The sequence below is a fragment of the Nocardioides thalensis genome, assembly GCF_013410655.1.
Lineage (GTDB): Bacteria > Actinomycetota > Actinomycetes > Propionibacteriales > Nocardioidaceae > Nocardioides > Nocardioides thalensis.
In genome coordinates this window covers 3,846,770-3,865,532 of the sequence record NZ_JACCFP010000001.1, presented here as the reverse complement: position 1 = coordinate 3,865,532, position 18,763 = coordinate 3,846,770, and the positions used below count along the sequence as shown (strand labels likewise).

Annotated in this window: 16 protein-coding genes; 9 read left to right on the top strand and 7 right to left on the bottom strand. The window is 72.6% G+C overall.

The window, feature by feature from the left end; translation table 11 throughout:
• The first annotated feature begins 2 nt into the window (after positions 1 to 2).
• From HNR19_RS18820 to HNR19_RS22400, 3 genes are all read left to right on the top strand, one after another.
• A complete protein-coding gene (locus HNR19_RS18820) occupies positions 3 to 428 on the top strand; it encodes a heat shock protein transcriptional repressor HspR (RefSeq protein WP_179670380.1) in 426 nt (141 codons plus the stop codon).
• Between the two features lie 134 nt (positions 429 to 562).
• Positions 563 to 1,915, top strand: a complete 1,353-nt coding sequence (locus tag HNR19_RS18815; protein ID WP_343047277.1) for a DUF445 domain-containing protein — start codon at positions 563 to 565, stop codon at positions 1,913 to 1,915.
• Positions 1,916 to 1,968: 53 nt separating this feature from the next.
• Positions 1,969 to 2,871: an Abi-alpha family protein gene (locus HNR19_RS22400; protein ID WP_218910315.1), complete on the top strand. Its 903-nt coding sequence runs from the start codon at positions 1,969 to 1,971 to the stop codon at positions 2,869 to 2,871.
• 21 nt (positions 2,872 to 2,892) lie between these two features.
• Here HNR19_RS22400 and HNR19_RS18805 read toward each other — a convergent pair whose 3' ends face one another.
• Positions 2,893 to 4,368: a hypothetical protein gene (locus HNR19_RS18805; protein ID WP_179669332.1), complete on the bottom strand. Its 1,476-nt coding sequence runs from the start codon at positions 4,366 to 4,368 to the stop codon at positions 2,893 to 2,895.
• Between the two features lie 188 nt (positions 4,369 to 4,556).
• On the opposite strand from HNR19_RS18805, the gene clpB reads away from it, so the two are divergent.
• Entirely contained in the window at positions 4,557 to 7,154 is a 2,598-nt protein-coding gene (gene clpB, locus HNR19_RS18800) for an ATP-dependent chaperone ClpB (protein ID WP_179669331.1), read from the top strand.
• Between the two features lie 166 nt (positions 7,155 to 7,320).
• On the opposite strand, the gene HNR19_RS18795 is transcribed toward clpB, so the two are convergent.
• Positions 7,321 to 7,830 (bottom strand): hypothetical protein, encoded by a 510-nt coding sequence (locus HNR19_RS18795; protein WP_179669330.1) that lies wholly within the window; start codon positions 7,828 to 7,830, stop codon positions 7,321 to 7,323.
• Positions 7,827 to 10,322 (bottom strand): LuxR C-terminal-related transcriptional regulator, encoded by a 2,496-nt coding sequence (locus HNR19_RS18790; RefSeq protein ID WP_179669329.1) that lies wholly within the window; start codon positions 10,320 to 10,322, stop codon positions 7,827 to 7,829. The genes HNR19_RS18795 and HNR19_RS18790 overlap by 4 nt, the downstream gene beginning before the upstream one ends.
• Before the next feature lie 161 nt (positions 10,323 to 10,483).
• Between HNR19_RS18790 and HNR19_RS18785 the strand changes: the two genes are divergently transcribed.
• On the top strand, positions 10,484 to 10,807 hold the full coding sequence (locus HNR19_RS18785) for a response regulator transcription factor (RefSeq protein ID WP_246303546.1): 324 nt from the start codon (positions 10,484 to 10,486) through the stop codon (positions 10,805 to 10,807).
• A 47-nt stretch (positions 10,808 to 10,854) separates the two neighbouring features.
• A complete protein-coding gene (locus HNR19_RS18780; protein WP_179669327.1) occupies positions 10,855 to 11,928 on the top strand; it encodes a hypothetical protein in 1,074 nt (357 codons plus the stop codon).
• Here HNR19_RS18780 and HNR19_RS18775 read toward each other — a convergent pair.
• Positions 11,918 to 13,114, bottom strand: coding sequence for a pyridoxal phosphate-dependent aminotransferase (locus tag HNR19_RS18775; protein WP_343047276.1), 1,197 nt, complete (start codon positions 13,112 to 13,114; stop codon positions 11,918 to 11,920). The two genes, HNR19_RS18780 and HNR19_RS18775, sit on opposite strands and share 11 nt — an antisense overlap.
• 36 nt (positions 13,115 to 13,150) lie before the next feature.
• On the opposite strand from HNR19_RS18775, the gene pyrE reads away from it, so the two are divergent.
• Genes pyrE through HNR19_RS18760 form a run of 3 tightly spaced genes read left to right on the top strand, consistent with a single transcriptional unit; the run spans position 13,151 to position 15,955 of the window.
• On the top strand, positions 13,151 to 13,696 hold the full coding sequence (pyrE, locus tag HNR19_RS18770; protein WP_343047275.1) for an orotate phosphoribosyltransferase: 546 nt from the start codon (positions 13,151 to 13,153) through the stop codon (positions 13,694 to 13,696).
• Positions 13,693 to 14,337 carry a DedA family protein gene (locus tag HNR19_RS18765; RefSeq protein ID WP_343047274.1) on the top strand — a complete coding sequence of 215 codons (645 nt, stop codon included), beginning with the start codon at positions 13,693 to 13,695 and terminating at the stop codon, positions 14,335 to 14,337. Before pyrE ends, HNR19_RS18765 begins: the two co-directional genes overlap by 4 nt.
• 43 nt (positions 14,338 to 14,380) lie before the next feature.
• Positions 14,381 to 15,955, top strand: a complete 1,575-nt coding sequence (locus tag HNR19_RS18760; protein WP_179669326.1) for an NHL repeat-containing protein — start codon at positions 14,381 to 14,383, stop codon at positions 15,953 to 15,955.
• 65 nt (positions 15,956 to 16,020) lie between these two features.
• On the opposite strand, the gene HNR19_RS18755 is transcribed toward HNR19_RS18760, so the two are convergent.
• From HNR19_RS18755 to HNR19_RS18745, 3 genes are read right to left on the bottom strand one after another with little or no spacing between them, the layout of a single operon-like run.
• Positions 16,021 to 16,752, bottom strand: coding sequence for a DedA family protein (locus tag HNR19_RS18755; RefSeq protein ID WP_343047273.1), 732 nt, complete (start codon positions 16,750 to 16,752; stop codon positions 16,021 to 16,023).
• A gap of 41 nt (positions 16,753 to 16,793) precedes the next feature.
• Positions 16,794 to 17,441, bottom strand: a complete 648-nt coding sequence (locus tag HNR19_RS18750; RefSeq protein ID WP_218910828.1) for a response regulator transcription factor — start codon at positions 17,439 to 17,441, stop codon at positions 16,794 to 16,796.
• Positions 17,438 to 18,694, bottom strand: a complete 1,257-nt coding sequence (locus HNR19_RS18745) for a sensor histidine kinase (protein ID WP_179669324.1) — start codon at positions 18,692 to 18,694, stop codon at positions 17,438 to 17,440. The genes HNR19_RS18750 and HNR19_RS18745 overlap by 4 nt, the downstream gene beginning before the upstream one ends.
• Between the last annotated feature and the right edge of the window lie 69 nt (positions 18,695 to 18,763).

Sequence of the window (18,763 nt, the reverse complement as noted above, 5' to 3'; positions counted from 1 at the left end):
CGATGCGCCCGGGTGCCGGCGAGACCCCGCCCCCCGACGCCGCGGTCTTCGTCATCAGCGTGGCGGCCGAGCTGAGCGGCCTCCACCCGCAGACCCTGCGCACCTACGAGCGGATGGGCCTGATCACGCCCGGTCGCACCGCGGGCGGCGGCCGCCGTTACTCCTTCCTCGACATCGAGCGGCTGCGGGCGATCGCCGAGCTGACCGCGTCCGGCATCGGCATCGAGGGCGTGCGCCGCATCCTCGAGCTGGAGAACACGGTCGCGGCCCTCCGCGCCCGCAACGCCGAGCTCGCCGCCGAGCTCGAGGCCGCGCACGAGGCGCTGCGCCACGCGGCCGGCGGGCGGCGTACGCCCGGCGGCAACCTCCCGGCCCTGCGTCCGACGACCACGTCGCAGTCGGTCGTGGTGTGGCGGCGGCCGCGCTGACCGCCCACCCGCGCGCATGTGTGTGATATCGCTTCGCGGATAGGTGTCGTGACAGGTGCCACAGGCACTACCCTCAGCCCCCTTAGGAGACATCGGGCCGATGGGGTGGACCCGGTCACCGGACAGGGGTGCGCGTGGACGCGATTCTTCAGTTCTTCAAGGACTGGGCCAGCGGTGAGCTGACCGGCGGCCACGGAGTCGACTGGTTCGCGTTCGTCTCGATCCCGTTCTTCACCGGCATCGTCGGCTGGCTGATCAACTGGTCGGGCCTCTGGATGCTGTTCAGCCCGATCCGGTTCCACGGCTTCAAGGTGCCCGGCCTCCGCGAGATCGCGACCGTCATCCCGCGCAAGCTCCAGGAGGTGCCGGGGCTGATGGAGGGCGGCGTCGGCTGGCAGGGCATCGTCCCCGCCCGCGCCGCCAAGATGGGGAGCATCGCGGTCGACAAGGTGATCGCCAAGCTCGGCACCCCCGCGGAGTTCTACGCGCAGCTCGAGCCGGAGCAGATCGCCGAGCACATCGTCACGGTGTTCGAGCCCGAGCTGCCCGGCCTCGTCGACGAGGTCATGCGCAAGGAGCACCCGCGGCTCTGGCGCGACCTGCCCACGCCGGTGAAGAACGCGGTCGTGTCCCGCGTGCAGGCCCAGCTGCCCGGCATCGTCAAGTCGATCACCGACGAGATCGGCGTGCACATCAACCAGCTGCTCGACCCGAAGATCATGGTCATCGACCACTTCCGCAAGAACCCCGACCTCGTGGTCAAGGTCTTCCGCGACGTTGGTCAGCGCGAGCTCAACCTGATGGTGGCGTTCGGGTTCATCTTCGGCTTCCTGCTCGGCATCCCGGTCGCCGTCGTCGACCAGACCTGGCATATCTGGTGGCTGCTGCCGATCCTCGGCGTGATCGTCGGGTGGATCACCAACGCCCTCGGCATGTGGCTGATCTTCGAGCCGCCGGAGCCGCGGCGGATCCTCGGCATCAAGGTGCAGGGCCTGTTCCTGCGCCGCCAGGACGAGTGCGCCGAGGTCTACGCCCGGATCATCGCCGACGACGTGATCACCCTCGAGCGGATCGGCGACTTCCTGATGGACGGCCCGCGCGGCGATCGCACCCGCCAGATGATCGCCACCGCGATGCTGCCCGCCATCGACAAGGCCGCCGGCCCGTTGCGCGGCGCCGTCAACGTCGCGGTCGGCAGCCGGCGCTTCTCCTCGATCCGCGAGTCGTTCGCGCAGGAGGCGGTCGGCCGCACGATCACCCCGTTCAAGGACCCGGTCTTCAGCAAGCGGCAGTCGGAGAAGATCCGGGTGCTGATCGCCCGTCGTACCAAGGAGCTCCCGCCCAGGGACTTCGTGGAGATGATGCGCTCGGCGATCAAGGAGGACGAGTGGATGCTCTACGCCCACGGCGCAATCATGGGCGCAGCGGGTGGGTTCCTCCACCTCGGATTCTTCAACTGGGGCTGGATCCCCGGGTTCCCGCCGTGACGATCGGAGCAGAGCACACCGTGGCCGACAAGAGGACCGACAGGCGCAAGCGCGTGACTGCCGAATTCGACGACGAGGGCCTCCCGCGCCTCCCCGCCCTCGCCAACTCGGCGACCGTGGAGTCGCTGCCGGGGCTGGCCCGGGTCGTCGGCACCGCCGCGCTCAACACGGCCGGCTGGGGCATGAAGACCACCGCCCGCAACTGGATGCGGGTCGGCCGGGCCGCGACCAACCGCGACGAGGCCGTCGCGCTCGTCCGCGAGGTCGGGTCGTACGTCGGCGCGGTCGGCGAGATCGCCCGCCAGGTCGCCGACGGCGTCCCGGTCGGCACCGCGCTGCTCAACGCGGGCGAGGCGCTCGGTGGGGTCGCGGAGCGCTCGCGCGCCGACGTCCAGGGCGAGGTGGTCGACTCCCGGCCGACGAGCCTGCGCGACCGCGGCCAGGAGCTGCTCGAGCGGTCCCGCGACGTCTGGAGCACCGACAACCGGCACCCCGCGTTCGACCGGATCCTCGACGAGCTGGCGCCCGACGAGGCGCGCATCCTGGTGATGCTGCTGAAGAACGGCCCGCAGCCGAGCGTCGACATCCGCACGGGCGGGCCGATCGGCATGGTCAGCAGCCAGCTGGTGGCGCCCGGCCTCAACATGGTCGGCGCCCGCGCCGGGCTGCGCTACCTCGACCAGGTGCCGTCGTACCTCAACAACCTGTTCCGGCTCGGCCTCGTCTGGTTCTCGCGGGAGGCGCTGCGCGACCACCTCGAGTACCAGGTCCTGGAGGCGCAGCCCGACGTGCTCGAGGCGCTGCACTCGGTGAAGTTCGCCAAGGTCGTCCGGCGCAGCATCCACCTCACGCCGTTCGGCGAGGAGTTCTGCAAGGAGGCCCTCGTCGACGAGGTCACCGCGACCCGGCCGGACCTGCCCGAGCACCTGGACCCGCCGAAGGAGGTCCAGGGCTGAGGAGGGCCCCGGGCTGACGGCTCAGATCGGTCCGTACCGATAGGGCGGGCGGGGCGGGGGCGGGTGGTTGACCTCGTCGCCCTCCTGGTGGTGGTGGTTGTTCTGCCCGTCCCACGGAGTGTGCTGCTCCTGGTCGCTGACCCTCCTGTGCAGCGCATCGAGGGCGGACTGGGAGGCGGCGTCCTGGTTGTTCAGGTCGCGCACGCCGAGCTCGAGGTTGTCGGCGGCGTTGTTGACGTCCTGCTTGAGGAGGCCGACCAGCTCGATGAGCAGCCCGAGGGCGCTGTCGTAGGCGGCCAGGGCGCCGTAGTCGCCGCCCGTGGGGAGCCCGAGGCACACGAAGCCGCCGGAGGGGTACTCGGCCTTCGCGAGCTGGGAGTTGCAGGTGCGCAGGCTCGACGCGACGTTGGGCAGGACGCTGGTCCAGATGCGGCTGACCTTGTTGAGGTCGAACGAGATGCCGGCGGCGAGCTGGGAGCCGTCGGTGATGGTGAGCCCGCCCTCGCGCTCCTTCGTCCCCGGGTCGTCGATCTGGTACTTGGCCCGCGTGTTCGGGCCGGTGTCCCCGATGTCGGCGATGGCCATGCAGTCGTCGCGGATCGCGGCGAGCTCGGTGTCGATCGCCTTCACCAGGTCCTTCTTGGCGTTCTCCACCGTGCTCATGATCGACTCGTACTCGGTCGCGGGCTCGGGGACGCTCGTCTTCGTGACGTCCGCGCCGACGGCGACGCCGACGGATGCGACCCCGAGGACGGCCGCCGCCCCGCCGCTGATGAACGCCGCGCCTCCGGCGACCGCCCAGCCGGCGATCTTGAAGAACGTCTCCCAGCTGGCGCTGCTCGACGTCCGGGCGGCCTTCAGCTTCGCGAGGCTGTCCTCGAACAGCAGCACCGCGGTGCACTTCTGCTCGGCCCAGACCGCGAGCTCCGCGCAGGCCGCCCCGCCCACCTTGATCAGCAGGGCGTCGATGTTGCCGGTGACGTCGTCGAGCTTGAAGAGGAAGTTCTTGCGGAACGCGTCGAAGAGCCCACCGGACACGTGGTGCTCGTTCACGATGGCCGCGAGGTCCTCGAACTCGATGTTGATGGTGCCGGTGCCCTCCGAGTTGCCGTCGACGACGGTCCCCTCGGCCGCGATGATCGCGTGGGCCTCGGCCAGCGCGTTGACGGCCTTCTCGGCACTCGCCTGGTCGACGTTCGACGACAGCCAGCGGTCCCAGATCGCGTCGCAGCGCTGCCGCACTGCGTCGAATGACTTGGTGTAGTCCTCCTCGCCCGTCTGCGGGAGGTCGTTGGACCAGCCGCCCTTTCCGCCGCCCTCGCCGTTGGCGCCCGGCCGCTCGGCCCAGTAGTAGGACGTGGTGGAGTGCTGGGTGTACAGCTCGTCCTCCACGGTCCAGCCGTTGGCCTTCATCATGGCGTCGATGGCGGCCAGCTTGTATTCGCCCAGACGGGCATGGAGGCCGGGAAACCGGGCGAGCACTGCCGAATCGACCACGACGAGGGTTCCTTCCGAGATGGCGCACCGCCGGCGGTTCGCCGGAGATCGGGCTGACGCATCTCCTCTACCAACTTCGAGCGCCGGTCAAACAGACATCGGTCACGGAACGAAGTTGAGTGGAACAGACTCAACTTTCGGAGCGTTGTTCCGATCGTAGGATCAGCACACCCCAGCAGGAGTCGCCCATGAGCACCTTCGGTGCCGACAAGTTCACCACGCGCAGCCGCGAGGCGATCGAGGCTGCCCAGCTCGCGGCCACCACCGCCGGCCACTCGACCGTCGAGCCCCTCCACCTGCTCGTCGCGCTCCTCCTCCAGCAGGACGGCACCGCGGCGCAGCTGGTGACGAAGGCGGGCGTCGACGCCCCCGCGCTCGTCCGTACGGCGGCCGCGGCCCGCGACGCGCTCCCGACCGCGTCCGGGGCCACCGTGCAGCAGCCGGCGGGATCCGCCGCGCTCACCCGCGTCCTCGCGCAGGCGCTCGACCTCGCGCAGTCGATGAAGGACGACTACGTCGCCAGCGAGCACCTGCTGATCGCGCTCGCGACCGTCGAGAGCAGCGCGCAGAAGGTGCTCACCGACGCCGGCCTCACCGCCGACGGCCTGCGCGAGTCGCTGACCGCCGTCCGCGGTCACCGCCGCGTCACCAGCCAGGACGCGGAGTCGACGTACGACGCGCTCGAGAAGTACTCCGTCGACCTCACCGCCGCCGCCGAGGAGGGCCGCCTGGACCCGGTCATCGGCCGCGACGCCGAGATCCGCCGGGTCGTGCAGGTGCTGAGCCGCCGTACCAAGAACAACCCGGTGCTCATCGGGGAGCCCGGCGTCGGCAAGACCGCCGTCGTCGAGGGCCTCGCCCAGCGTGTCGTCGCCGGCGACGTACCCGACTCCCTGAAGGATCGCCGCGTGCTGTCGCTCGACCTCGCCGCGATGGTGGCGGGCGCGAAGTACCGCGGCGAGTTCGAGGAGCGGCTCAAGGCCGTGCTCGAGGACATCAAGGGCGCCGGCGGCCAGGTCATCACGTTCATCGACGAGCTGCACACGGTGGTCGGCGCGGGCGCCGGCGGCGACTCGGCCATGGACGCCGGCAACATGCTCAAGCCGATGCTCGCGCGCGGCGAGCTGCACATGATCGGCGCCACCACGCTCGACGAGTACCGCGAGCGGATCGAGAAGGACCCCGCCCTGGAGCGGCGGTTCCAGCAGGTCTTCGTCGGCGAGCCGTCGGTCGAGGACACGATCCAGATCCTGCGCGGCATCCAGGAGAAGTACGAGGCCCACCATGGCGTGCGCATCACCGACGCCGCGCTGGTGGCCGCCGCGACCCTGTCCGACCGCTACATCTCCGGGCGCCAGCTGCCCGACAAGGCGATCGACCTGATCGACGAGGCCGCGTCACGGCTGCGGATGGAGATCGAGTCCTCGCCCGAGGAGATCGACCAGCTCCGGCGCCAGGTCGACCGGCTGAAGATGGAGCAGTTCGCGCTCGAGCGCGAGTCGGACGACGCCTCGGTCGAGCGGCTCGCCGCGCTGAAGGCCGACCTGGCCGACAAGGAGGAGGAGCTCCGCGGACTGGAGGCCCGGTGGGAGCGGGAGAAGTCCTCCCTCGAGGGCGAGGGCGAGCTGCGGCGCCAGCTCGACGCGCTCCGGGTCGAGGCCGACAAGCTCCAGCGAGAGCAGAACTACGAGGAGGCCTCCGAGATCCTCTACGGCCAGATCCCCGCACTGGAGCGGCAGATCGAGGCCGCCTCGGCGGCCACCGCCGACGAGGACGTCGACGACGAGAAGCTCGTCGGCGAGGAGGTCGGTGCCGAGCAGGTGGCCGAGGTGGTCGAGGCGTGGACCGGCATCCCCACGGGCCGGATGCTCCAGGGCGAGACCGCCAAGCTGCTCGAGATGGAGGCGGTCATCGGCCAGAGGCTGATCGGCCAGGCCGACGCGGTGCGCGCGGTCTCCGACGCCGTACGGCGAGCGCGGGCCGGCATCGCCGACCCCGACCGGCCGACCGGGTCGTTCCTCTTCCTCGGCCCGACGGGCGTCGGCAAGACCGAGCTGGCGAAGTCGCTCGCCGACTTCCTGTTCGACGACGAGCGGGCGATCGTGCGGATCGACATGAGCGAGTACGCCGAGAAGCACTCGGTCGCCCGCCTGGTCGGTGCGCCCCCCGGCTACGTCGGCTACGACGAGGGCGGCCAGCTCACCGAGGCGGTCCGGCGACGGCCCTACTCGGTCGTGCTCCTCGACGAGGTGGAGAAGGCCCACCCCGAGGTCTTCGACATCCTGCTGCAGGTGCTCGACGACGGGCGCCTCACCGACGGCCAGGGTCGCACGGTCGACTTCCGCAACACGATCCTGATCCTGACCTCCAACCTGGGCTCGCAGTTCCTCGTGGACCCGCTGCTCGACCCGGAGAAGCAGAAGGAGTCCGTGCTCGCGCTGGTGAGGCAGAGCTTCAAGCCGGAGTTCCTCAACCGGCTCGACGAGATCGTCACGTTCGACGCGCTGTCGAAGGACGACCTCGCGCACATCGTCGACCTCCAGCTGGGCCTGCTCGGCAAGCGGCTCGCCGTACGACGGATCTCGATCGAGGTCACCGACGCCGCGAAGCAGTGGCTCGCCGACGTCGGCTACGACCCGGCGTACGGCGCCCGCCCGCTGCGCCGCCTCGTGCAGACCGCCATCGGCGACCCGCTCGCCCGCCTGCTCATCGGCGGCGACGTCGGCGACGGCGGCTCGGTCACCGTCGACCGCGGCGACGACGGCCTCACGCTCACCGTCGGCTGATCCTTTCCGCCGAACCGGCACACTTCGGGGTCCGAACCGGCACACTTCGGGGTCTGAGCCGGCAGGCTTCGCGCGCGACTGCCCGGAACCGTGCCGGTTCGCACCCGGACCCTGCGGGTTCGCGCGCGGGAATGTGCCGGTTCGGACCCCGATGTGTGCCGGTTCGTCAGGCGGAGGGGTGGGGGAGGCGTTCGAGGCGGCGGCGGTACGCCGCGATGGCGGCACCCGTGGCGGGGGCGCCGAGCTTGGCGCGGGCGGATGCCAGGCGGCGGTCGGCGGAGCGGCGCGAGAGGTGCAGGGCGGTGGCCGCGGCGCCGAGGGTGGACCCGCCGGCGAGGAGGTCCATGACGGCCCGCTCCTCCTCGTCGAGGAGCGGCCCCGCCGCCGAGACCCGGTGGTCGAGGTGGCCGATCCGGCGCAGGTCGTCGCAGAGCCGGTCGACGACGTGGCGCTCGGCGGCGCTCGCGTCGACGAGCAGGCCGACGCCCTCGATCGCGCTGAACAGCGCGACCGCAGCGGCGTCCTCGTCGGCGACCGGGAGGGCGAGCACCAGGCCGCCGGAGCGCGGGCCGTCGTCCAGCCGCCCGACCACGTGCCAGCCCACTGCTCGCAGGTCGGCGCGGGCGTCGGCGAGCACGGCGGGTCCGGCCTCGACGACCACGAACGGGAGCGTCATCTGCCGGCGACCAGGCTGATGAGGTGGCCGCGGTTCTCGGCGCCGACCTTGCGGCGGGCGTTGGCGAGCAGGGTCTGCACGGTGCGGTGGGCGATCCCGAGCCGCGCGGCGATCGCCTTGTCGGTGAGCCCCTCCGCCGCGAGCAGCACGATCTCGTGCTCCCGCGCGGTGAGCGGCGAGTCGGACGAGCGCGCGATGGCCGCGCTGCGCCGTACGCCCATCGCCCGCAGCGACCGCTCGCACCGGTTGGTCACGCCGACCAGCCCCAGCTGGCGCGCGTCGGCCTCGGCGGCGAGCAGGGTGCGCTCGGCGTCGGGGTCGCCGGCGAGGCGGAGCGCCTCGCCGTACGCCCAGCCGGTCCGCACGACGCCGCGGCGGTGACCCTCGTAGCCCTGGACGGCCGCGGCGAACGCGTCGGCCGCGGCGGCCGGGTCGCCCGCCCGCAGTGCCGCGACGCCTGCGAGCTCCGCGCCCGCTCCGGAGACCAGCCCGGTGTCGGGGATGACCGGCGGGGGTGGCGGCTCGTCGGCGCCCGTCTCGAGCGCGGCCCACGCGAAGATCGGCCCGGCGAGGGCGATCCGCATCTGGTCGAGCTCGGCGGCGTGGAAGGCGGGCTCCTCGTCGAGCACGCGCTCGGGCAGCCCTGCCTCGAGGAAGCCCCAGGCCCGGACCAGGTGATAGCTGCTGCGCGCCCGCTCGGAAGCACGCGCGAGCATGCCCTCCGCGGTGGCGAGGCCCTCGTCGATCATGCCGAGGTCGAACTGCGCGGCGGCGAGCGTGAACGAGAGGTCGACCAGGTACTGCTCCGAGGACCCGCGCGCCGCGAGCAGCGTGGGCGCCTGGTCGAGCACCAGGTCGTAGCGGCACGCGTGGCTGGCCAGGTTGAGCTCGCGGAACTCGAAGTTGCGCTGGAGCTCCATCAGCCGCAGCGCGGCGCACCGCTCGCGCATCTCGCTGGCGAGCGCCAGCGCGCCGTCGTGCGGACCGAAGGACTCCATCGCGGAGATGTAGTTGTTGGCGATCCGCCACTCCCGCGCGAAGTCGCCGTCGGCGCGGGCACGCGCGATCGCCGCCGGCATCGCCTCGCGCCAGCGGTCGTCGCCGTTGAGGTACAGGGCGTCGGCGAGCGCCTTGAGCGCGGCGACATGGCCGGCGTCGACCTGCTCGGCCAGGGCCACCGCCTGCTCGGCGAGCCGGAGCGACTCCTCGTAGTGCCCGTCGACCACGATCCGCATGAAGCTGAGCTCGGCCAGGGTGACGACCTCCTCGACGGTGCCGGGACGCGCCGCCGCGACCTGCGCGTCGAGCGCGGCGCGCTGCGCCGGGCCGTCGCCCTCGAAGTAGGCGATGATCGCCCGCTGCCGCGCGACCCGGAAGCGCAGGTCCTCGCGGTCGGGGAGGTCGTCGAGCAGGGCCGCGGCCTTGGTCGACTCGTCCACCTCATTGGCGGCCTCGGCGGCCTGGAGCCGGAACTCCGCGCCGGTCTCGGGGTCCACGCACCGCGCGGCGGTCTCGAGGTGGGCCACCCGTTCGCCGGGGGTCCGCGCGCCCTCGACGGCGCGCATCGCGGCGTCGTACGCCGCCGCCGGCTCACCGGCCGCCAGCAGGTGGACCGCGACCTCTCCGGGGTGGGTGAGCAGCTCGGTGAGCTGGAGGTGGCAGCGGCGCTCGCGGTCGTCGGAGATCAGGTCGCCGATGACCTCGGCGACCAGGCTGTGCCGGATCGTCGCGTAGCCGTCACCCGCGACGGCGAGGCCGGCCTCGACCAGCCCGTCGGCGCCCGGGACGTCGGAGGTCGGCAGCGGCCGGCCGGCGACCGTGAGCAGCGACAGCGCGTCGAGCTGGTCCTCCGGGAGCGCCCGGCAGCGCGCGAGCACCGCCAGGTGCAGGCTCTCTGTGCCCCGGTCGCTGTCGGCCAGCTCCTCGATGAGCAGCGGGTTGCCGCCCGACCGGCGCACCAGGTCCTGGACGTCCGCGCTGCCCAGCTTGGGCCGCAGCGCGCGCACCAGCTCGGCGGCGTCGTCGGGAGCGAGCGGGTCGAGGTCGAGCCGATCGGCGACCCCGACGCCCAGCCGCTCGAGGGTCGGCGCGGCCGCCGGGTCGCCGCGCCGTACGGCGAGCACGAGGGGCAGGCTGTCGCCCAGGATCTCCACGACCCGCAGCGAGCCGGGGTCGGCCCACTGCACGTCGTCGACGAAGAGCGTCTCGCCGGCCAGCGCCTCGGTGACGGCGGTGGCGACGTACTCGGCGTCGCCGGTCCAGGTCTCGTCGGGCAGGTCACGGCCGAACGCCCTGCGGAGCGGGAGGTACGGCGACCACGCCAGCGTCGCGAGGCAGCCGCCCTCGCGGTAGCCCCGGCCGGCCAGCACGGCGCGGACGAGGGCCGTCTTGCCGACCCCCGCCTCCCCGTAGAGGACGACCCGCCCGCCTCCGCCGAGGCGCTCGAGGAGCTCGTCGGCGGGCGCGGCGCGCCCTACCAGCAGCTCACCCACGAGCGGAACGCTAACCCGCCGAAGTTCATCCCGGAGGCGGACTGTCTAGATCCGGGGGAGCGATCATGGCCACACGTGGCGCATTTGCACGATGCCTTGCGCATGCGGTCCGGGAGAGGCTCTGTGCATACCCCGAGAGAGCAACATCAGGAGAACCCCTCATGGCCACCGCCACCATCCCCGCCCAGCCGATCCAGCTGACCCGCACGCCCGAGCCCGCCACCGTCCCCGGTCGTCGCGAGGTCAAGCTCACCCCGCGTGAGGCCGACGTGCTCACCCTGCTCGCGATGGGCCGCTCCAACGCGGAGATCGCCGAGGAGCTGTTCGTCAGCATCTGCACGGTCAAGAGCCACGTCCGCCGCCTGCTCACCAAGATGAACCGCCGCGACCGCCTCCAGCTGGTCGTGACCGCCTACACCAGCGGCTTCATGGGCGAGCGCGCCGTCGCCCCGCGCCCCCAGCACGCCTGCCACTGCGCCGCCTGAGCGACCGGGCCGCTCGGGAGGCCCACCCCTCTGGTGGAATGGGGGGCATGAGCAGCTCGTCGCCCCGTCCGGGTCAGACCACCCTCGCCGGGTGGCTGATCATCGGCGGGTCGGTCGTGCTCGTGCTCACCGCCTGGCAGCGGATCTCGACGCTGCACACGCTCGAGGTCCAGGAGGAGCTCCAGCGGGTGCTCTCCGAGCCGGGGCTCGACGGGCTCGGGATGTCGGTCTCGACGCTCTCGGAGGTCATCCGGGTGCTCTGCATGGTCGCCGCGGGCGCGGCGACCGCGTCGGCGATCCTCGGCTTCCACGCGCTCCGGCGCTCGACCAGCGCCCGGCTCGCGCTCACCCTGCTCGCGCCGCTGATCGCGGTCGGCGGCTTCGCGACCGCCGGGTTCTTCGCGCCGATGGTCGTCGCCGGCGTCGTCATGCTCTGGCTGCGGCCGACCCGCGACTGGTTCGCCGGCCGGCCGTGGACGCCGCAGCGCCCCGAGCGCGGCGGCAGCACGCCGACACGGGAGGAGCGACCCGACCCGTTCGCGCCCCCGGCGCCGGAGGCACCGCGGGCCGACCCCCGGTCGCCGGCGGCCCCGCCGCCCTACGAGGGGGTGTACGGCGCGCCCGTGCCGGAGCAGCCGCTGACCGGGCGGCCCGCCCACCCGCCGCACCCACCCGCGGCCGGCGTACAGCCGATCCGGCCGGGCCGGCTGATCGCCGCCTGCGTCATCACCTGGGTCTCCAGCCTCACCGTCGCCGGAGCGATGGGCCTCGCCGCCCTCCTCCTGCTCGCCGACCCCTCGCTGATGGACCAGGCGATCGCCGACGCCGAGGGCCAGGGCGTGGACCTCCAGGGGCTCGGCAGGGACGAGCTGACCGCGGCGACCGTGGTCATCAGCGCCGTGTTCGTCGTGTGGAGCCTCGCCGCCGCCGGGCTGGCGATCCTCGCCTACCGCCGCGTCGAGTGGGCGCGGATCGTGCTGATCATCTCCGCGGCGGTGTCCGGCCTGCTGATGCTGGTCATGGCCCTGATGGCGCCGTTCCTCGTCGTGCTCGTCGCGGCCGCCGCCGTCACCTGCGCGCTGCTGCTCCGCCCCGAGGTCGCCGCGTACTTCAGGCGTTGAGGTCGGCGCCGGCGAGCCGCGTCGCGGCCTCGTCGATCACCGCCACGTCCTTGCAGAACGCCCACCGCACCAGCTGCCGCCCGCCACCCGGCTCGTCGGGCCGGTCGTAGAACACCTCCATCGGCACCGCCACCACGCCGGCCCGCTCCGGCAGCGCCAGGCAGAACTCCCGGCCGCTCGCCCAGCCGAGGTGGGAGATGTCGGTGCTGACGAAGTACGTGCCCTCCGGGACGTACGGCGCCAGCCCGGCCGCCGTGAGCCCCGAGCGCAGGTGGTCCCGCCGCTCCTGCAGGCTGCGCGCGAGCTGGAGCGGGAAGTCCGGGTGCTCGTCGAGCGCCAGCGCGACGGCCGGCTGCAGCGGTGCGCCCGAGGTGAACGTCAGCCACTGCTTGGCCCCGAGGGTGGCGGCGACCAGGTCGGCGGGCCCGGTGGCCCAGCCGACCTTCCAACCGGTGAACGAGTAGGACTTGCCGGCGCTCGACAGGGTCAGGGTCCGCTCGGCCATGCCGGGCAGGGTCGCGATCGGCACGTGCTCGCGGCCGTCGAAGGTCAGGTGCTCGTAGACCTCGTCGGTGACCACGACCAGGTCGTGCTCCACGGCGACCGCCGCGACGGCCTCCAGCTCGGCGCGGGTCAGCACGCTTCCCGTCGGGTTGTGCGGGCTGTTGAGCAGGATCAGCCGGGTGCGCGCCGTGACGGCCGCCCGCAGCTCGTCGGCGTCGAGGCGGAAGTCGGGCGCCCGCAGTGTCACCGGCCGGCGTACGCCGCCCGCGAACCCGATCATCGCGGTGTAGGAGTCGTAGTAGGGCTCCAGCACCACCACCTCGTCACCCGGGTCGACCAGGCCGAGCAGCGCGGCCGCGATCGCCTCCGTGCACCCGGTCGTGACGAGCACCTGGGTGTCGGGGTCCAGCTCGATCCCATAGTGCCTCTGCTGGTGGCGCGCGATCGCCTGGCGGAGCGCGGGCACGCCGCTGCCCGGGGCGTACTGGTTGCCGCCGCCCTCGAGGGCCGCGACCGCGCGGGCGATGACCTCGGGTGGGCCGTCGCTGTCGGGGAAGCCCTGACCGAGATTGACCGAGCCCGTGCGCACCGCCAGCGCGGACATCTCGGCGAAGATCGTCGGCGGGATGCCGTCGAGGCGGCGGGCATGACGACCGGCCCGTGGTTCGGCATGGTGGCGCACGAGGTCGACAGTAGCGGCGCAAGTAGCCTGTGCCCCGTGACGACGACCGACACCTCGCTCGCTGCCGACATCGACGCCACCTGCCGGCTCACCGGGGAGTTCACGCTCCGGTCGGGGCAGGTGAGCACGGAGTACTTCGACAAGTACCTCTTCGAGGCCGACCCGCTGCTGCTCGCCCGGGTCGCCCGGGAGATGTGCCAGCTGCTCCCTGCCGACACCGAGCTGCTCGGCGGCCTCGAGATGGGCGGCATCCCGATCGCGACGGCGGTCAGCCAGCTGCTCGGCATGCCGGCCCTCTTCGTGCGCAAGGAGGCCAAGAAGTACGGCACCTGCAAGCTCGCCGAGGGGCCCGACTTCCGCGGCAAGCGGGTCACGCTGATCGAGGACGTCATCACGACCGGCGGCGCCGTGCGGGACGCCACGCGCGCGCTGCGCGAGGGCGGGGCGATCGTCGAGCACGTGGTGTGCGCGATCGACCGCAGCCCCGAGGGTGAGAACCCGCTCGCCGACGTCGGCCTCGAGGTCCACGCCGTGCTCACCAAGGCCGACCTCGACGCTGCCCGGGCGGCGGCCGGCGCGTGACCACCACCAACCCCGACGACATCGGGGGAGTCGCCGGCTTCGCCGTCGACCTGATGGAGAAGATGGGCGCCGTCGGCGCCGGCGCGGCGATCGCGATCGAGAACCTCTTCCCGCCCGTCCCCAGCGAGCTGATCCTGCCCCTGGCCGGCTTCTCCGCGAGCCAGGGCGACATCAACCTGGCGGCAGCGCTGATCTGGACGACCGTCGGCTCGGTCGTCGGCGCGACCGTCCTCTACGCCGTGGGCGCGATCTTCGGCCGCGACCGGATGTACTGGATCTGGGACCGCCTCCCGCTCACCAAGCACGACGACCTCGAGCGCACCGAGGCGTGGTTCGGGCGGCACGGCCGCAAGGCGGTGTTCTTCGGCCGGTTCATCCCGATCTTCCGCAGCCTGATCTCGGTGCCCGCCGGCGTGGAGCGGATGCCCCTGGTGACGTTCCTCGGCCTGACCCTGGCGGGCAGCGCGATCTGGAACACCACGTTCGTGCTGCTCGGCTACTACCTCGGCGAGCAGTGGCACAAGGTGGAGCCCGTCGTCGGCGTCTTCCAGTGGGTCGTCATCGCGGTCGTCGTGCTCGCGGTCGCGTGGTGGGTCGTGCTCCGGGTGCGGTCGCGGGTGCGCGCTCCCGGCGAGGAGTAGCCGCATAAGTGGAACGTGTTCCACCCCGCGTCGTTGACCGGGTGTGAAGCCGGCCCCCATCCGCCCGCGACGCCTCGCCGTCGTCGTCGTACTCGTCGCTCTCACGACCGCGCTCGGCGCGGCCAAGGTCCCTGCCGTCGCCGCCGACGCCGCCGACCCCGACGTCCCCGCGCTGCCCGGGCTCCCGGCGCTGCCGACGGTGCCGGGCCTTCCGATCCCGTCGCTGCCGACCGACCTGCTCGTGCCGCGGTTCCAGGGGGCGCCGGTGCCCGCGCAGCCGCTCGAGCACCCGGGGATCCCGCGCAACCCGCACCTGGCGCCCAACGGCGCGAGCGGCATGCACAACGACGCCTACAGCTCCGACGCGTACGCCGTCAGCGGGCCGCTGGGCAACCGGCTGCGCGTGACGTCCGCCAGCTACGGCGTCCGCGAGTGCGCGACGATCGCGTTCGACAGCCAGGGCCGGATCGTCGGGCTGTGCGGCGGCCTCGAGGGCTTCGTGATGATGGTCATCGACCCGGTGTCGCTCGAGCCCATCGACCAGCTCCAGATCTCCTCGCGCAACCTGCTCTCGGGTGCCAACCCGCTGAGCGACATCTGCGGCGGCACCTACTTCTTCCTCGACGACGCCGACCGGGCGGTCGTCACCACGACCGACCGGAGCCTCGCCGAGGTGCAGGTGGCGGCCGACGGCTCGCTCGCCCGGGTGACCGACCACGACCTCAGCGCCGTCGTCCCCGAGGACGACTGCCTGGTCGCCACGATGCCCGACTGGGACGGCCGGGTCTGGTGGGTCAGCCAGGACGGCCGCGTCGGCACCGTGGACCGTGGGACCGGAGAGGTCGCGGTCCACCAGCTGCCGGCCGGCGAGGGCATCTTCAACTCGATCTCCGGCGACGAGACCGGCGGCATCTACGTGGTGACCACGCACGCGCTCTACCGGCTCGACGCCGACGAGGCCGGCACGCCCGAGGTCACGTGGCGCCAGGCCTACGACCGCGGCACCCGGCTCAAGCCCGGCATGCTGTCGCAGGGCTCGGGCACCACGCCGACGCTGATCGGCGACCGGTGGGTCGTCATCGCCGACAACGCCGACCCGCGCACCCGGGTGGTCGTCTACGACCGCACCCGCGAGGGCGGCGGCGCCGAGCTGTGCAGCGTCCCCGTGCTGCCCGACAACGCGGGCACCACCGAGAACAGCCTGGTGGCGGCCGGCAACTCGGTGATCATCGAGAACAACTACGGTTACGCCGGCCCGCAGAGCACCCTGCTCGGCCGCACCACGATACCCGGCATCGCGCGGGTGATGATCGGGCCCGGCGGCTGCCACCTCGCGTGGACGAACCCGTCAGTCGCCCCGACGTCGGTGCCCAAGGCCTCACTCGGCAACGGCCTCGTCTACGCCTACACGAAGCCGCCGCGGACGGGCCTGCTCGACGTGGTCGATCCCTGGTACGTCACTGCCATCGACATCCGCACCGGCCGGACCGCGTGGAGCGTGCTCACCGGGACCGGCATCCAGTGGAACAACCACTACTCGTCGATCTCCCTGGGCCCGGACGGCACGCTGTACGTCGCGACGCTGGCCGGCCTGGTGCGGATCGCCGACGGCGGCTGATCGGCGCGCTCAGACGCTCCTGGATGCCGCTTCGCGCGGACCCGCTCGTGCCTCGCTCCCCGCGCTCAGACGTCGAAGCCGGCGATGTCGCGGTCGGGGCGGCCGTCGTGGTCGCGGTCGTCGGCCTCCGGCGCGTTGGTACGACGCCGCCGGATCGCCTCGAAGAGCATCAGCAGACCGCCGAAGCCGAAGATCGCGATGATCACGTAGTCGATGTTGTGGCTGAGCCACGGCACCTTCCGGCCCAGGAAGTAGCCGAGCATCGCGATCGAGTCGACCCAGAGCACCGCCCCGATCAGGCTCCACGTGTAGAACCGAGCGCGGTCCATCCGGGTGACCCCGGCGACGATGGTGATGTAGGTGCGGACGAACGCGACGAACCGGCCGATGACCAGCGCCTTGTTGCCGTGCTTGTCGAAGAAGACCTCGGTCTCCTCGAAGTAGCGCCGCTTGAGCAGCCGCCCGTCGCGCGCGTAGAGCGGAGGGCCGAGCTTGCGGCCGATCTCGTAGCCGGCGACGTTGCCGCCGAAGGCCGCGACCACCATCAGCGTGGTGCCGACGAGCAGCTCCACCAGCGGCGAGCCGGGGAACACGTCGATGCGCTCGGTCGCGACGAAGACGCCGTAGGCGAACAGCAGCGCGTCACCCGGGAGGAACGGGAAGAACAGGCCGCACTCGACGAACAGGATCAGCAGGGAGATCCAGAGGAACTCCGGGCCGAAGCGGTCGAGGAGCCACTCGGGGTCGAGCCAGTCGATGCCCAAGAACAGCGGCACGATCTCGGGCAGTGCAGGCACCCTCCAAAGGTACCGGCGGGTCCCGACAGGCACATCGGGAATTACCCTGACTCGCGCAGGTAGGCGAGCACCGCGGACACCCGGCGGTCGGCCGCGGGCTCGATCGGCACCTTCGCGAAGATGCTGCCCACGTGCTTGCGCACCGCCGCCTCGCTGACCACGAGCTCGGCCGCGATGGAGCCGTTGGTGCGCCCCTGCGCCATCAGCGCCAGCACCTCGCGCTCGCGCTGGGTGAGGGCGGCGAGCGGGCCGTCGTCACGCCGTCGCCGCAGCAGCTGGCGGACGACCTCCGGGTCCACCACGGTCTCGCCTTCGGCGACCCGGTCGATGCTGTCGAGGAACTCGCGCACGTGACCGACCCGGTCCTTGAGGAGGTAGCCGATGCCCCCGCCGGGCGCGTTGTCGAGCAGGTCGGCGAGGTAGGCGTCGGCGATGTAGGCGGAGAGCACCATGATGGCGATCTCCGGGTGCGCCGCCCGGACGGCCACCGCGGCCCGGAGCCCCTCGTCGGAGAAGTCGGGCGGCATCCGGATGTCCGTGACCACGAGGTCGGGCTCCGCGTGCTCGACGTACGCCAACAGTGCGTCGGCGTCGCCGACGGCCGCCAGCACGTCGTGGCCGGCCCGCTCCAGGATCGCGGCCAGGCCCTCCCGCAGGAGGGCGACGTCCTCGGCGATCACGACCCTCAGCCTGCGTCGATCGGGCACTCCATCCTCACCTCCGTCGGGCCACCGGGCGGGCTGTGCACGTCGAGGGTGCCGTCCAGGGCCTCCAGCCGGAGGGCCAGCCCGGCGAGGCCGGAACCGCTCGCGGGGTCCGCCCCGCCGTCGCCGTCGTCGACGACGGTCAGCACCAGCCTGTCCCGCTCGACCCAGGCGCGCACCCGGACCGAGCGCGCGCGGGCATGGCGCGCGACGTTCGTCAGCGCCTCGCTGACGACGAAGTACGCCGCGGCCTCGACCGGTGCGGGAAGCCGCCCCGGCAGCATGATCGTGGTGTCGACCGGAACGGGCGAACGGTCGGCGATGTCGTCGACGGCCGCCGCGAGGCCGTGGTCGGTCAGCACACGCGGATGGATCCCCCGCACGGTGAACCGCAGCTCCTCGAGCGCCGCCTCCGCCTGCTCGTGCGCCTCGCGCAGGAGGTCGAGGCCGGGCCCCTCCGGGACGTCGAGCTCGGCGCGGCCCAGCGTCATCGTGAGGGCGAGCAGCCGCTGCTGGACGCCGTCGTGCAGGTCGCGCTCGATCCGGCGCCGCTCGGTCTCGAACGCGCCGACGAGGTCGACCCGCGACCGGCGGAGGTCGGCGACCGCCTGCACGAGACGGTGCTCCGGCGGGTCCAGCAGCAGCCGCGCCAGCGCCGCCTGCCCGCAGGCGACGCCGGTGACGACGTACGCCGCCGCGACGGTCGTCGGGATGCCGAGACCGAACGCGACCCAGGCCTCGCGGGTGCTGTCGATGTCCCACCCGAGCATCCCGAGGGTGTCGAACCGGACCAGGTAGGGCGCCAGCAGGAGGACGACGGCCGTGGTGATCGTGAACAGCAGGACCAGCGCGTCGACCACCCAGAGCACGCCGGCGAGCAGGACGGCGTACCCGATCTCCGACCACGAGACCCGGAGGCCGCGGCCGGCCAGCAGCCGCTCGCGGAGCGTCGGCGCGGCGCCGCCGTCGTCCCGGGGCAGCACCAGGCGCACCCGCGCCCGCTCGAGGATCCCGATCCCGCCGGTGACGCGCGGGATCGCTGCCAGCACCACGACTCCCACCACCACGACGAGGGTCACGACCCCGACGCCGAGCAGCAGGACCAGGCTCACGAGGACCGTCATCCCCACGGGGACCGTGGTCAGCAGGTAGCCGATCGAGCGCCACGGCCACCAGGACGCCAGGAACTCCCACGGTCGTCCACGGACGGCCGCCCAGGCGTCCGGGGAGGTGCGCATGCCACGACCCTAGATCGGGGGAGCGGCGGGCGGGGTAGCGCAGGCGCTACCCCTGGTGTCGCGCACAGC

Bases quoted from the DNA above. Each gene is read 5' to 3' on its own strand.
- HNR19_RS18820 (WP_179670380.1), top strand. From the start codon at position 3: ATGCGCCCGGGTGCCGGCGAGACCCCGCCCCCCGACGCCGCGGTCTTC.
- clpB (WP_179669331.1), top strand. From the start codon at position 4,557: ATGAGCACCTTCGGTGCCGACAAGTTCACCACGCGCAGCCGCGAGGCG.
- HNR19_RS18795 (WP_179669330.1), bottom strand. From the start codon at position 7,830: ATGACGCTCCCGTTCGTGGTCGTCGAGGCCGGACCCGCCGTGCTCGCC.
- HNR19_RS18785 (WP_246303546.1), top strand. From the start codon at position 10,484: ATGGCCACCGCCACCATCCCCGCCCAGCCGATCCAGCTGACCCGCACG.
- HNR19_RS18780 (WP_179669327.1), top strand. From the start codon at position 10,855: ATGAGCAGCTCGTCGCCCCGTCCGGGTCAGACCACCCTCGCCGGGTGG.
- HNR19_RS18745 (WP_179669324.1), bottom strand. From the start codon at position 18,694: ATGCGCACCTCCCCGGACGCCTGGGCGGCCGTCCGTGGACGACCGTGG.